This is a genomic window from Rossellomorea pakistanensis, assembly GCF_016908495.1.
GTDB classification, from domain to species: Bacteria; Bacillota; Bacilli; order Bacillales; family Bacillaceae_B; genus Rossellomorea; species Rossellomorea pakistanensis.
In genome coordinates this window covers 326,225-339,615 of the sequence record NZ_JAFBDZ010000004.1, presented here as the reverse complement: position 1 = coordinate 339,615, position 13,391 = coordinate 326,225, and the positions used below count along the sequence as shown (strand labels likewise).

General features: G+C 38.8%; 12 protein-coding genes. 3 read left to right on the top strand and 9 right to left on the bottom strand.

What is annotated here, in order from left to right; all coding sequences use genetic code 11:
- Positions 1 to 438 precede the first annotated feature (438 nt).
- Both JOC86_RS19195 and JOC86_RS19190 read right to left on the bottom strand, forming a co-directional pair.
- Positions 439 to 1,671 (bottom strand): cytochrome P450, encoded by a 1,233-nt coding sequence (locus JOC86_RS19195; RefSeq protein ID WP_205174553.1) that lies wholly within the window; start codon positions 1,669 to 1,671, stop codon positions 439 to 441.
- Positions 1,672 to 1,782: 111 nt separating this feature from the next.
- Positions 1,783 to 3,036 (bottom strand): cytochrome P450 family protein, encoded by a 1,254-nt coding sequence (locus tag JOC86_RS19190; RefSeq protein WP_205174552.1) that lies wholly within the window; start codon positions 3,034 to 3,036, stop codon positions 1,783 to 1,785.
- Positions 3,037 to 3,317: 281 nt separating this feature from the next.
- Between JOC86_RS19190 and JOC86_RS19185 the strand changes: the two genes are divergently transcribed.
- On the top strand, positions 3,318 to 4,211 hold the full coding sequence (locus JOC86_RS19185) for a TetR/AcrR family transcriptional regulator (RefSeq protein WP_205174551.1): 894 nt from the start codon (positions 3,318 to 3,320) through the stop codon (positions 4,209 to 4,211).
- A gap of 274 nt (positions 4,212 to 4,485) precedes the next feature.
- On the opposite strand, the gene JOC86_RS19180 is transcribed toward JOC86_RS19185, so the two are convergent.
- Positions 4,486 to 5,121 carry a pentapeptide repeat-containing protein gene (locus tag JOC86_RS19180; protein WP_205174550.1) on the bottom strand — a complete coding sequence of 212 codons (636 nt, stop codon included), beginning with the start codon at positions 5,119 to 5,121 and terminating at the stop codon, positions 4,486 to 4,488.
- Between the two features lie 493 nt (positions 5,122 to 5,614).
- On the opposite strand from JOC86_RS19180, the gene JOC86_RS19175 reads away from it, so the two are divergent.
- Together JOC86_RS19175 and JOC86_RS19170 are read left to right on the top strand one after the other, a co-directional pair.
- Positions 5,615 to 6,304, top strand: coding sequence for an alpha/beta fold hydrolase (locus JOC86_RS19175; protein WP_205174549.1), 690 nt, complete (start codon positions 5,615 to 5,617; stop codon positions 6,302 to 6,304).
- A gap of 95 nt (positions 6,305 to 6,399) precedes the next feature.
- The gene (locus tag JOC86_RS19170) at positions 6,400 to 6,831 is read left to right on the top strand and encodes a cytidine deaminase (protein WP_205174548.1); all 432 of its coding nucleotides are present in this window, start codon (positions 6,400 to 6,402) and stop codon (positions 6,829 to 6,831) included.
- Positions 6,832 to 6,954: 123 nt separating this feature from the next.
- Here the strand turns inward: JOC86_RS19170 and JOC86_RS19165 are convergent, their stop codons facing one another.
- The 6 genes from JOC86_RS19165 to JOC86_RS19140 form a co-directional block, all read right to left on the bottom strand.
- Entirely contained in the window at positions 6,955 to 7,731 is a 777-nt protein-coding gene (locus JOC86_RS19165) for a TerC family protein (RefSeq protein ID WP_205174547.1), read from the bottom strand.
- A 1,051-nt stretch (positions 7,732 to 8,782) separates the two neighbouring features.
- The gene (locus JOC86_RS19160; protein WP_205174546.1) at positions 8,783 to 9,223 is read right to left on the bottom strand and encodes a CHRD domain-containing protein; all 441 of its coding nucleotides are present in this window, start codon (positions 9,221 to 9,223) and stop codon (positions 8,783 to 8,785) included.
- Positions 9,224 to 9,762: 539 nt separating this feature from the next.
- Positions 9,763 to 11,007 (bottom strand): NAD(P)/FAD-dependent oxidoreductase, encoded by a 1,245-nt coding sequence (locus JOC86_RS19155; RefSeq protein ID WP_205174545.1) that lies wholly within the window; start codon positions 11,005 to 11,007, stop codon positions 9,763 to 9,765.
- Positions 11,004 to 11,336, bottom strand: coding sequence for a (2Fe-2S)-binding protein (locus JOC86_RS19150; RefSeq protein WP_205174544.1), 333 nt, complete (start codon positions 11,334 to 11,336; stop codon positions 11,004 to 11,006). Before JOC86_RS19150 ends, JOC86_RS19155 begins: the two co-directional genes overlap by 4 nt.
- Positions 11,333 to 11,605, bottom strand: coding sequence for a (2Fe-2S)-binding protein (locus JOC86_RS19145; RefSeq protein ID WP_205174543.1), 273 nt, complete (start codon positions 11,603 to 11,605; stop codon positions 11,333 to 11,335). Before JOC86_RS19145 ends, JOC86_RS19150 begins: the two co-directional genes overlap by 4 nt.
- 70 nt (positions 11,606 to 11,675) lie before the next feature.
- Positions 11,676 to 13,346 carry a sigma-54 interaction domain-containing protein gene (locus JOC86_RS19140; protein WP_419096125.1) on the bottom strand — a complete coding sequence of 557 codons (1,671 nt, stop codon included), beginning with the start codon at positions 13,344 to 13,346 and terminating at the stop codon, positions 11,676 to 11,678.
- Positions 13,347 to 13,391: the final 45 nt, after the last annotated feature.

The window sequence follows — 13,391 nt, the reverse complement described above, 5'->3', positions numbered from 1 at the left end:
GGAATTATTAGTTTTGTTTTAAAAAGAGTTCATTTTATCATTACTGTATTCCTAAGTATGTTAGCTGGATTTATATAAGGCAATAGAATATGAGATTTCTGACTTGGCTTAGATTGCAGCATTTTTTAATGGAATTCTCTCCCTTTTAGTGATTGGGCTAGTTAAATTAGGGTTATACGCTGGGCGAAAGACAGAAGAAATGAGTAAATGACAAAATCTTTCTGAAAAAACGGTAGCAATAGCTGAAGATCAGTCAATGGATCTCTAACTTTTTCATTATTCAAGAATCCGGCTCTTTAATGGAGCAATGAAAAAAGCCTAATTTCTCAATGGTAATATTGGAAATTGGGCTGTTTAATATTAAACGTTGTAAATGCGGTTTCTTGACGCTATCTTTTATAAAAAGAATTTATTTATTAATATTTTTTATTTAAATCCTTACTTAAATACCTTCATAGGTAAAGAGGTTAAGGACTGCCCTGTAGCGGAAGATGTTAAATTATTTTCTAATTCGAACCCTTCCAATGGCTCAATATGAGAAAACTTTTGAATGAATGCCTCTAATGCAATTTTTATTTCTAAACGTGCAAGAGGTGCACCTAAACAGAAATGTGGACCGTTTCCGAACGTTAAATGCTTTTTATTGTTTGAACGATGAATGTCTATAGAGAAAGGATCGTCAAACATATTTTCATCCATATTGCATGCACTCATCCAGGCAATGACTACATCTCCTTTTTTTAACTCAATCCCTAATAAATGATTGTCTTGTTTAACCGTACGATCTCTTCTAGAAATATGAAAACGATATCGAAGCATTTCTTCGACTGCTTTTGGGACTAATTCCAAATCATTTCTTAGTTCTCCATATAATGATTTATCATCATAAAGCAATGAATAGAAAGTATTAGCTATCGCATGGCTGGTTGTTTCGACCCCTGCACCTAAAAGTAGCATTGTGGTCTGCACAATCTGCTCATCTGTAAACCTTTCCCCATCTACTTCAGCTTGGATTAAGTCAGAGATAATATCATCGGAAAGGTTCAAACGTCTTTGAACCACAATAGGGTAAAGGTATTCGAAATATTCTTTTGCAGCCATTTGTTTTTGTAGCTCAATCTCGTCCAAATTTTCTTTGTCGTAAGGTTGGAAAAGGATATCAACCCAATTTTTGAACTGATTCCTATCTTGTATCGGTACCCCAAATAAATCTGCTATAACCAGACTAGGCAAAGGAGATGCCAAGGATTCAACTATATTTACAGTAGAGTTTTCTTGTATGTCTTCTACAAGTTCGGTAGCAATCTGTTGAATACGAGGCTCCCAGTTTTTCAAACTTCGTGGAGTGAAAGCTGCTGCTAACAAGGAACGACCCTTCCGATGCCTAGGGGGATCCACGTTTGTAAGGTTTGTTAGAGGTGAAGTCTTTTCTTGTTTGTTATTTGCCCCAACAAAAATAGTTGTTCTAGGTCCTTCACTTGAAAAGAATTCATAGTTGCTTAACACCCGTTTAACATCTTCGTATTTAAACACATTCCATGTCTTCGTTTTTTCATGAAAATAAACAGGATTATGGTGAAGCATTTCTTTATACCAATCAATAGGAAAAAATTCTTCTGCACGTGATTGGAAATTTGGGATTTCTGTAAGTGGGATTACTTCTTTATTCATACTAGCCCTATTCCTCCTTCAAAATAGAAATACATTAATCAGCCTTCGTTATTCAATACATGGAAAGCAACTATAGACATAGTGTCTTCCCGCCTTCATACGATACCTCCACTAAAAAGCAACGGGCAGGGATGTTACCCCTTGTGAGCTTAACGTGAAGTTCCAAATGACGCTATCCCGAGGGACATTGAGCTGCAGGTTAGGCATGCGTCTCAGCAGGGTGGAAAACGCAACGTCTCCTTCTACACGTGCTAGCGGCGCACCCAAACATGAATGAATACCATGTCCTAAGGCGAGATGACGCTTGATTTTGCGTGTAATGTCCAGCTCTTCTGGCTCCTCGAACTGGAGCTCATCCCGATTTGCTGATTTCAATACGGGAATGATCATATCGCCCTTCTTAATCTGCTGCCCAGCGAGTTCGGTATCTTTAATGGCAAAACGAGGTCCCGATATTGTAGCTGGACCATTGAAGCGCAGCAGTTCTTCAACAGCCGAAGGAACCAAATGAAGATCGGTTTTGAGCCTTTCCAGTTGCTCAGGATGATCCAGTAACATCAAAGTACCGGTGGCAATCAGATTTGAGGTGGTCTCATGTCCTGCAAAAATCAATAGCGAGATCATTGAGAGAAGTTCTGCTTCGCTGAGCTGATCGCCCTCTTCTTCGATGGCAATCAACTGGCTGATTAATTCATCATCAGGATGATGGCGTTTCTCCGCCACAAGATGTGCGATGTATTCGCCAAAAGCCCGTATTTGCTCCGCGACTCCCGGTTCTTCCCTTCCCAGCCCCAGACCGTGTGCGATGGCCCCAGACCAGTCACGGATTTTTGCTTGGTCTGATCGAGGAACACCAAGCATGTCAGAAATAACATTGATCGGTAAGGGATAGGCATAGTCCTTGACGATGTCCATTTCGCCTTTATCTTGAACTTTATCTAGTAATTCATCAGCAATCTTCTGCACGCGAGGGCGTAGGCTTTCCATATATTTGGGAGTAAAGGCTTTGGACACAAGTCTCCGCAATCGTTGATGATCAGGATTATCGACAGAGAGCATGGATTTTCCAGTCAGGAAGGTAGGAGGAGCAGATGAATCAGCGTTGATTTGACGGATGTCATTTTGGTCATCGATGGAGCTTTGATCTACAGTAAAATGGGCATGATCTTTGAGTACCTGGATCGACTCTTTCATACGGGTAACCATCCAGGTTTGTTGATTCGTTCCGCCCATCGGAGACGGGATAGGGATAACGGATCCGACTTCCCGAATCTGTGCGAATAACGGAAATGGATTTTCACCGCTTTCACCACTAAGTAAGCCCAATACTGCTTTTTCTGGTAAGCGTTGATCTGAATTATTCATAACAACCTTCCTTTCTTCAAGTACCCTTTACGGGAGATCTTTTCTATAAACCTGTTTGTCTAAATGCTGCATCTAAAAATCATCAAGATAATAATCGCTAGCGTTCATTTGATATCTAATTACCATTTATGTATACCAAGAGTATATTTTTATACTCATGGTATACTAATAGTATAAAATCATTTTTGTTGATTCATCAATAGGAAAATATAACTTGATTATGCAGAAGCTACATGCGATATATTAAATAATGGAGAAAGTGTGAACAAAGGAGTAATAGAATGAACAAAAAACAACGTGACGTTTTAGAGCACGCACATAAGCTTTTTATAGAAAAAGGATACCTCGATACTTCAATACAGGATATTCTAGAACGATGTGGTATTTCAAAAGGGACATTTTACAAATATTTCTCATCTAAAAGTGAATTATTAATATCGTTGCTTTCGGTTTTACAAGAATCGATGACGTTGCAGCGTGAAAAGGTAGCAATTGAACATAAAGAAACGAATCGTCTAGTGTTTGAAGAGCAAATGATATTTATGATGCGTTTTATGGAAGAGAATAAAGTACCTGAAATGATTGAAACTACACTAGTCTTGAATGAAATTAAAATCTATCATTATATAGAAGAACTGAAAGCAACGACTTTAAGTTGGATATTTACACGGTTTCAACAGATTTTTCCAAATGAAAGTTCCTCTCAATTATTCGACAGTGCCGTAGTATTCGATGGAATGCTTAATAATATTTTTAGGATAAATAAAACGTTAAATTATACATTAACAATCGAACATATTGTCCGTTACTGTATGAAACGTACAGAAGAGATGATTATGGCAGTGAGTGAAAAAAAGGAGCAATTATTTGATCCAGAATTACTATTTTCTTTATTTGAAGAGCAAACTGATCACCATTTTTCTACTGAATTGATACGTGCAACAAAAAGTATGAAACGCTTTGTGGGGAAAAATGTAATTGATGAAACAAAACAAAAAGAATGTCTAGAATTTATTGAATTTATTTCTGATGAATTGTTGCAAAATAATGCTGACCCCCGTAATTTTATAATCAAAAGTTCTCTATCATCATTAGAACGGATTGAACCTATTAAAAATAGTATTGAAATAGCAAAATACAAGCAATTAATAAATCGGTTCATAACAAATTTATAACACTCTTTTGAGGTGTTAATTTGAACCAAGCAGCTAGTTTAAACAATCTTCGTCCACTTAACTGAATGATCATTAAAAAATCCGATTTTCCATACTATAAGGAAAATCGGATTTTTGCATCAGATCTTTTTAGCCTGTAAAATTCGGTTCTTGTGCATTTATTAGTCGATTAGGTGCATAAAATCAATAAGATGTGCATTTCGCCATTCAAGGTAAAAAGTTGTGTATTCCTAAAATAAAGATTGATCATTTCCTTTCAAAATTTTCCACAAAACTAATCTTTAATGATCAACCCCATTAGGGATGCAAATTGAATGGCTTGATGTTCAGATACTTTGCACCCTTTTAAATCCTCCAATGATACAGTAAGGGATCCAAAAGTTGAAGAGCTAATATCTATTCCTTTTAGTGATGTTTTTTCAAAGTTTGTTCGATCAAGATTACATAATGGAAATTCAACCTTTTTAAATTTACAGTCATAAAAATCTGAACTTACTAATGAAGCTTCTTGAAATAGTACTTTCTCCAGTTTTGAATTTCCGAAAGCCACGAAGTTTAATACGGAATGATCAAACTGAACATTCCCAAAACGAGATTCTGTAAAATCGGCACCTAATAATTTACAATTATTAAATACGACTCGGTGGATAGAGGACTTACTCAAATTGGCATTGGATAAATCACAGTTTTCAAAACATACATCTGTAATATCTATATTCCTAAAATCTGTATGATTAAACCGACAATTCTTAATGACCATATTAGATAATCGGACTCTATCTAAAACTTCATCTTCAAAAGAAGAGTCAATGATTTTACACATTTCTAGTTCGGGGTCTTCTTCATAGAAAATATCATGGAATTTCCTTATAGGTAATTCTTTTGAAATTTTTGGTGAATCCATTTTCATATTCAAACCTCTCTCATCAATAAATTCGTTAGGGGGGTCATTATAGACCAAAAAGACAGCTTTTTTCTAATTGAGTTAAGGGTCAGGTTGATATAATTCATAAACTAAAAATTATAATGTTAACTATAAGTAAGATGAGCTTTTAAAAAAAGACTATATTTTTATAAAAACTTATGTACAAAGAAGTATTTGAGGTGTCAGGGAGTTCCATGTCCTATTGTTGTTAAACCATTTAAAGATGACCAAGGAATATTCAACTAGGGGTTGTCCACGTCGTCAAAATATAAAAGTTTTTTGGAGATTTTATATTCAAGCTGTGGTTCCAGGCACCATGGTTTGGGACAGCCATTGTCTGTGGAGAAGCATAGCTTGATAAATGGCTAAAGGGCAGAAGAGATTAAGAAGGTAATAGTACATATACGCCCGAATATATAGGTAGGATATAAAAAATCGGGTTTCAAATGACGAGACCTACTCTAGGAGATGATCGGAGATGGAAACAAGGGTGAAGCAAATCGAATGGAATGGGCTCATTTTTCAATATCGCGAAAGTGGGGACCCTTCTGCACCGCCAATTGTTGCCCTTCATGCGCTAGGAAAAAGTGCGGAATCATGGGATCAAGTGGCTGCTGAAATAGGAGATAAATACCGCGTTTTAGCTTTAGATCAAAGGGGGCACGGTGGGAGTACAAGAACGAGTACATACACTTTTGAATTGATGTGTGATGACTTGCTTCATTTTGCGAATGCTATGAAATTGGAACGGTTTACTTTACTTGGCCATTCCATGGGGGGGACGGTCTCCTATCTTTTCGCGGAAACATTTCCGTCAAGGGTAGAACGGTTGATTGTAGAAGACACTCCTCCTCCTTTTCCCAATAAGCCAATCGAAGCTCCTCCTAAACCATCTGAGCCTCTACCATTTGATTGGCCAGTTGTACCTTCGATTCTAAAGCAACTTAATGAACCGAATCCCGAATGGTGGGAGCGTCTTCCCGATATTAGCATGCCGACTCTTATTATAGGCGGTGGGGCAAGTCATATTCCTCAAAACAAGTTACAGGAAGTCTCTGAGCTGATTCCGAATAGCGAGATGGTAACGATAGAGGATGCTGGGCACTTTGTGCATGATGATCAATTACAGGCATTCCTAGCTGCTGTAAAAAGTTTTCTTAAATCATAAGCACTTTCACTGTTACCTTTAGTCGAATTAAAACAACATTTCTGTATCAGGATTATTAAAAAGACATGATAGATAGAGTGATCAGGGGGAAAAATATGTTAAGAGTAAGGCCATTAGAAAATCAAGACTATGAATTGATTAAAGAAGCAGAAAAAGTGATTGAAAAGAATTATAGGTATGGACGACACCACATTGGCACAGCAGTCAGAACAGCAGAGGGGAATGTTTTTTCAGCAGTACATGTAGAAGCAAACGTTGGAAGAATAACGGTATGTGGCGAAGCAATGGCTATAGGGAAGTCTATATCTGAAGGAGACCATGAATTTGAAACGATAGTAGCTGTGGCTCATCCTCATCCAAACGAAGATGTAGACAAATGTTGGGTGGTTGCACCTTGTGGAATGTGCAGGGAGTTAATAAGTGATTATGGAAAAGAAACGGATGTCATCATTTCTTTTAATGGGGAATTAGTAAAGTGTAATGTGATGGAGTTATTACCAGAAAAATATACGAGTGATATTGAATAAATCTAAGTGAATCGATTAGGTATGAATGTAAAAGAGGTTGTCCTGAAAATCGTTTTTTTAACTTTCCAAGGACCAACCTCTTTTTTATGAAGATATTCAACTTAATACAATATACTTTACCGTTTAGGATTTATCTTTTTGTAATGATTTATTACTGCCAGGTGCAAACCAACCGAGTAGGGCAATGGCGACTAATACTCCATAGAAGATCAGAGTCCAAACGGTACTATGAGGAAAATGATGCTCTAAGATACCAATATCTTCATGGGCAAGGGTAATGACAGCCAGTTTGACACCGACCCAGGCTACAATAGCATAGGCTGTTGTTTCCAATGCTGGACGTTTTTCAAGAAGCTGTACAAACCAGGTTGCTGCATATTTAATTAAGACTAGACCAGCAATGCCTCCAAGAAGAACAACCAAGAACTTTCCTCCATCCATACCACCGAAATCGTCCAGCGGTGAATCTGGAAGGCCGAGGGCAAGAGCAACAGCAGCTAGAATCGAATCAATGGCAAAAGCGAGATCCGCTAATGCAATCTTCCCTACTGTAGGCCAGAAGCCTTTACCGGCTGCTTCCTTTTCTTCGTCCTTATGTATATTCTCATTTTCTTTTCCGAATCGTGCTTGAATGATGTGCTTTAATCCTAGGTAAAGAAGATAAGCTGCTCCCACCGCCTGTATCTGCCAGATATTTGCAATAAAGGATATGACGAAAAGGGCACCAAATCGGAAAGCGAAAGCCATAATGATTCCGTAATTTATAGCTCTTTTCTTCTGTTCTTCGGGTAAATGCTTTGCTATAACTGCTAGTACGAGGGCATTGTCAGCCGATAACAATCCTTCTAATCCAATTAAAATTAACAATGCCCAAGCATACTCTAGCCATATTGACTCCATTTACTTCTCTCCAATCTATCACTAAAATGCCATGTGTAAGTTTCGTTAACTATAGATTTTCCTATTAAGCAACAGGTATTCCTAGAAGACTGTTTGTGGTGTTAAATTAACCCCTGCATATGAGGATAGAGTTGTTTTATAGCATCCATCCATTTAAATCTGATTTCTCTGAGATACCTATCTGAATCTTGTAACTAAACCAACTGCATATTCTCAATTTGAATGAGTTGATAACCTTCAATTCATAACATTATACTAAAATAGGAATAATATCCATCAGAGGTTCTGAAAAGATTAAGAAATTCTTGGTGATATTAGATTAATCTTACATTAGTTTTAAATCTTTCTATGGTTTATTATAACAGGGGGTTTCGACACAAACCATAATATTCCTCCAAAAAAATAGAAAAATCTGTTGAAATTGACAGGTTACGTAGTTGATTTATACTCAAATAAAATAAACAAATTGATTGTTCATTAGCGGTTGAAAATGTAAACAGGCCAGAGAGAGTTTTCAAGATGAAATGATGGAGCTGTGTAAAATGGGAAAAGGAACGCCATTGCTTTCCCATCGATAGAAGTGCCTTTCTTCTATCTATTGAAGTCATGGTCATTGATCCCTTGATTTAGGACAGCCCTTTACTTTTATTAGTCATTTTCAGAATGAACGTTTGGGTTTGTTTTGGATTCGTTTCCCGCATATGCATAAATTTGAAGTCTCGTGCATTTCTTGGTCATTTTCATGCATGAATTTAGATTCTCGTGCACTACGTCTAAGCCTTCGTGCATAAAATTAAAAAGTTGTGCATTACGACATTCATCTTCCAATATTAAGCGTAATTGTGTAAAAAACCTTTAAGGTGAAAGTCAACTTAGGGGATTAATGAGCTTAATGAACGAAAAGGATAGTCTAAAACACGATCGGTTTAAGCTTTAATAAAAGGTATGGAAAAGCCCTTTCCCCGAGATAAGGAGGGGGAAAGGGCTCATGATCATCAAATTCGATCAATATCAATTTTGTTTTGTAATGGTAAATGATTCTTCTAACTTTTTAGTAATCTTTTCTAGAGACAGGGATAATTTGTCCGCGGATCTCTCCTGCAGGATTTTGTTCTGTATGAACGTTTACATAAGTAAGACCCTTTTTCATCAGATCGAGTAAGTCTTCAACGTCCTTAACGCCTACATTATTCTTAATGATATCCTCATCTGTGATCGTTCCAGTTACCACACCTTTACGCGTTGATATGCCATTTTGATCTGCAAGTGTATCCAAATTAGCTCCAAACAGGAAGACAAGTACAGGTCCGTTTTCACCACGGTCGCCAAAGTGTATATGTGCTTGAATAAAGTTATCAATGTTTTCAACCTTTAATACAAATTTAATTTTCGTGCAGTGTTTATTTGAGACAAATTTGGCAATCCCAAATGCATCTGAATCTACGGGAGGGACTTCATTCCTACCTTTCAACTTTGCAAAAAACTTTTCCATAATATCACCTCCTAGCTACTATAAACTATGCAGAATGATTCATTTTGTATAGTTAAATTGTATAGGGGCAGTCCTAAAAGGGGGCTGGAGAGGACAGTTCCACGTAAACTCATTGCTTGGCACACATGGAGAGGTTACTTCACCGCGTGATCAGAATAGTCTTAAAGATCTTCTAATAAGTTTAGTAAATTAAATGAAGGGGAATTTCCAAGGGAGGGTGGCTCTCATCTCCTGAAGATATAGGAGGTGAAGCCATGATGATCATTATCTTTTCATGTTTGTGGCTTCCATAAAGACAGAAAAACAAACCACCCTTGAGCTTTGAGAGCACTAGGGTGGTTTTTCTTTTGAGCTCACTTTGTAAATAAGCTGGTTTCTTATACGAATGGTTAGATATTACCTCATTTGAATAGTTTGTCCTACCTATTAAAATAAGGTTGTCATTGCTCGAAAATAGAATAACCACTTGAAATAGAAAGTTCCTAAAAGGTTAGGATGACTTGAAGTCTAGTCTTATTTCCTCTAATCCCAACCTTTATCTACCCTAACTTCTCTCGAGGCACCCCGTCATTATTTTTGATGTAAAGATGATCCCAAAGCTCCTTCATTTTATCTCTCCCGTTATCAATTTCCGGATTAAATTGGATGGCAGCTTCGTGACGAACGGTACGGACGTTTTGTACTGCTTGCTGAAGCTGATGATCGATAGCACCAGCTCCCTTTCCGGCATGCTTGGCGATGGACAGGCCAGCCGTTGTTCCTTGTGCCATTGCAATTTTACCGCTTTCGATTCCAGTGATATTGCCCGCTACAAATAGCCCTTCGAGAGGGGTTTCCATTGTTTCGGAATGGTGGGGCACATGACCGCCAAGCTCAGGTACATATTGAAAAGGGCATCCAGCAACAGCTGCAAGCTCTGTCAGCGGATATAAGCCGCCGGCAATACAAACAAAATCAGCGTCGTAAATCGTTTCAGAGCCAGAAATAATCGTTCCATTTGAGTCAATATCGGCTACTCGCACTCCTTCTACTTGATCGGAACCGATAATCTCCAAGGCTGCTTTCCGAAGTTGGAGAGGAGTCCCGTTTACTTTCATGCCGTTTTTCGGATAGAAACGCAACCCGATTTTTCTCATCCAGTCATTTTTCATGAAACGACTGCCGATTCGTAAAAGTGATGAAGGGGCTAGGTGAGCAGCGTTTAAAAGCGACTTCATCACTTCTTCTGGATCGCCTGCTTTTTGGCTTAGGTCATTTTTTTCAGGGAGGACCACTCGGTCGACATGGATGCCAGCCAATTGTAATTCATTCAAAATGGCAAACGCTAAAATATTGGCACCGATGATGATTCCTTTCTTGCCAACTTGGACACGGTGAACATTTGTCATGACTTGAGCCGCACCGATTGACATGACTCCAGGAAGGGTCCAGCCAGGAAGGGGGATAGGGTACTCGGCGGCTCCAGTTGCAACCAGTACAAAGGGCGCTTCGAGGACCCCTGAGTTCGTATGGACATTCCAGAGATGACCTTCTTTTTCTAAATTGTAAACAGACACACCACATCGGATATCAACGGCTAACCTTTTCGTCTCCTGATGAAGACGTTCCGATTCTTTTATTCCATTCCACCAGTCACCGGAAGGCTCTTGATGAAGCTGTCCAAGCAATCTGCCCCCGGGCTTCAAAAATTCATCTATGACTGTCACATCGAGACCAAAATCGGCACAGGCGATCGCTCCTGCTAATCCCGCTGGTCCGCCTCCAATTACGATGACATCGCTCATTGTTGTTCCACCATCCTTTTAACGATATTCGGATGCTGTTTCCCGCTTTCCACCACCATGTTTTTTTCAACAACCGTAAGACAGGCTCTTACGTTCGCTTGATCATTGACCGTTACACGGCACTCCATGCAGTGGCCGATATTGCAATAAATGCCCCGAGGTGTTCCAGTTTCCTCGTGAACACGTAGATTCCTGATCCCATTAGCTAAAAGGGCAGCAGCAATCGTCTCATTTTCATAGGCCTTATAGGTCCTTCCATCGAATTGAAAGGAAATGATTTCTCTATCTTCTACTTTTCCTAAAATCGGATGATCGATAATTCTAGTCATGGCTTTTCACCTACTGTCCCAAAAGTTACCGGCCGAATAGGGGGCTGGTATTTTAAAGGAATATCACCTGGCGATAGATCAGTAGTGATACTTTCAATGATTCGATCAACGGCCATTCTACATGTACGCCCACCACAAAAGCCCATTCCGGCTCTTGTTCTTAATTTTAATTCCCTTGCGGTACATTTATGTTCTTTTACGGTTGATTGAAGTTGTCCATATGTCACTTCTTCGCAACGACAAATCACGATATTTTCACTAGTTGCCATCTGATTTCCCCCTCGATTTGCATTCTATTAAAATATTATGCAAAAAGCGTACCAACTTAGAGGAAGTAGGTTAATGGATGCCCAGGCGCTTCAATCGATTATATAAAGTGGCTCTTGTGACACCTAGTTGTTTCGCGCATTCCTGTTTGTTCCCGTTCACAATCTTTAATGCTCTTTCAATGACTTTTCTTTCGTACTGATTCAGTTCATCTTGCAGAGGTAAGATGACCTCATCATCCTCTATTAAGGTATTGGAAGGAATCATCAGGTTGTGATCGTGACCGGTAGGTTTCTCATGAAAGGGTAAATAATCCTTTCTGATGACCCCATCTGTTGAAAAGACTACGAGCCGCTCCGCTACATTGCGAAGCTCTCGAATATTCCCAGGCCAGTCATATGTAAGCATTTCCTGCATGACTTGAGGGGAAAATTCATGAATGGGACGTTGATACTTTAGGGCAAAATCATTCAGAAAATAATGGGTTAGTTCAATAATATCTTCTTGTCGCTCCCTTAGTGGCGGAACCGGGAGGCTGACGACGTTTAAGCGATAATATAAATCCTCTCGAAATTCTCCTTTTTTCATTAATTCCTTTAAATCACGATTTGTAGCCGCAATAATTCGGAAATCAATATCAATTTCTTTTTCACCGCCAACCCGGTAATATTTCCTCTCCTGTAGCACCCGGAGTAATTTTACTTGCATTTCAAGCGGCATTTCCCCGATTTCATCGAGAAAAAGAGTTCCTCCTTTCGCTAGTTCCACCTTACCTTTTTTTCCTTTTTGGTCGGCACCAGAGAAGGCACCACGTTCATAACCGAATAATTCACTTTCAAATAAAGACGCGGGAATCGCACCGCAGTTTATCGAAATAAAAGGGGCTTGCGGCTTCTCACTAGCTTCATGGATCGCTTTCGCAAACACTTCTTTCCCGACGCCGCTTTCTCCTAAAATAAGGACTGTTGATTTTACAGAACACACCTTTCTAGCTAAATGAATCGTTCTTTGTAAGGCAGCGCTCTTTCCTTTAATAAGAGTAAACGGATCGGTCGTGTCCTTATATTTAGCGACTTCTTGCTGCAGGCGGTGCATTTCATTGGACATGTGAAATAATTTTTTATTTAAGACAACTTGATTCGTGACATCAGTCTCGGATACGACTGCCCCAATGATATCACCGTCAAAATAAACAGGGTTGGAATTAATTAAGACAAACAAATCAGAACGAGGCTGGTGATGCTTGCCCTCGATGCTTTTTCCTTCATGCAATGATTGCAAGATCTCTAGTTTCTGATGGTCAAAAAAATCAGTAATCGGTCTTCCGAGGATATCTTGATGATGGACAGAGAAGATTTTTTCGGCCCCCTCCGTCCATGTGCGGACACGTTCATCGGCATCAATGACCGTGACAGAGGAATCAGTCGTTTGGATGACCGTTTCGTAAAATGCCTTTAAATGATGGTAAAAAGTATGAAGAAGATGGATCATTTGTACAGCTGACAAGAAGCCGGCAGGGCGTTTGTTGGGATCAAGAATAACAACATAGGAATGATGATTAAATGCTTGAATTAAAGTACCGATTGAATCATCTTCATTTATCACTTTGCATGGAATCTTTGTATTCACAGATGAACAATAATAAAATTCTCCATTTTTCTCTTCAATGGGGGTCATATCTGTAGAGATCTTCTTAAGATTCCGGTTGATCAATGTTTTAATCGACGGTAAGGAAAACACAATCAAATCCTCCTAGCGTGTAAAAAATGATGAACACTGTAAAAATAA

Excerpts from the sequence above, each read along its gene's own strand:
- JOC86_RS19145 (WP_205174543.1), bottom strand. The coding sequence starts at position 11,605 with ATGGCAACTAGTGAAAATATCGTGATTTGTCGTTGCGAAGAAGTGACA.
- JOC86_RS19170 (WP_205174548.1), top strand. The coding sequence starts at position 6,400 with ATGTTAAGAGTAAGGCCATTAGAAAATCAAGACTATGAATTGATTAAA.
- JOC86_RS19190 (WP_205174552.1), bottom strand. The coding sequence starts at position 3,036 with ATGAATAATTCAGATCAACGCTTACCAGAAAAAGCAGTATTGGGCTTA.
- JOC86_RS19160 (WP_205174546.1), bottom strand. The coding sequence starts at position 9,223 with ATGGAAAAGTTTTTTGCAAAGTTGAAAGGTAGGAATGAAGTCCCTCCC.
- JOC86_RS19185 (WP_205174551.1), top strand. The coding sequence starts at position 3,318 with ATGAACAAAAAACAACGTGACGTTTTAGAGCACGCACATAAGCTTTTT.
- JOC86_RS19165 (WP_205174547.1), bottom strand. The coding sequence starts at position 7,731 with ATGGAGTCAATATGGCTAGAGTATGCTTGGGCATTGTTAATTTTAATT.
- JOC86_RS19155 (WP_205174545.1), bottom strand. The coding sequence starts at position 11,007 with ATGAGCGATGTCATCGTAATTGGAGGCGGACCAGCGGGATTAGCAGGA.
- JOC86_RS19150 (WP_205174544.1), bottom strand. The coding sequence starts at position 11,336 with ATGACTAGAATTATCGATCATCCGATTTTAGGAAAAGTAGAAGATAGA.
- JOC86_RS19180 (WP_205174550.1), bottom strand. The coding sequence starts at position 5,121 with ATGAAAATGGATTCACCAAAAATTTCAAAAGAATTACCTATAAGGAAA.
- JOC86_RS19175 (WP_205174549.1), top strand. The coding sequence starts at position 5,615 with ATGGAAACAAGGGTGAAGCAAATCGAATGGAATGGGCTCATTTTTCAA.
- JOC86_RS19195 (WP_205174553.1), bottom strand. The coding sequence starts at position 1,671 with ATGAATAAAGAAGTAATCCCACTTACAGAAATCCCAAATTTCCAATCA.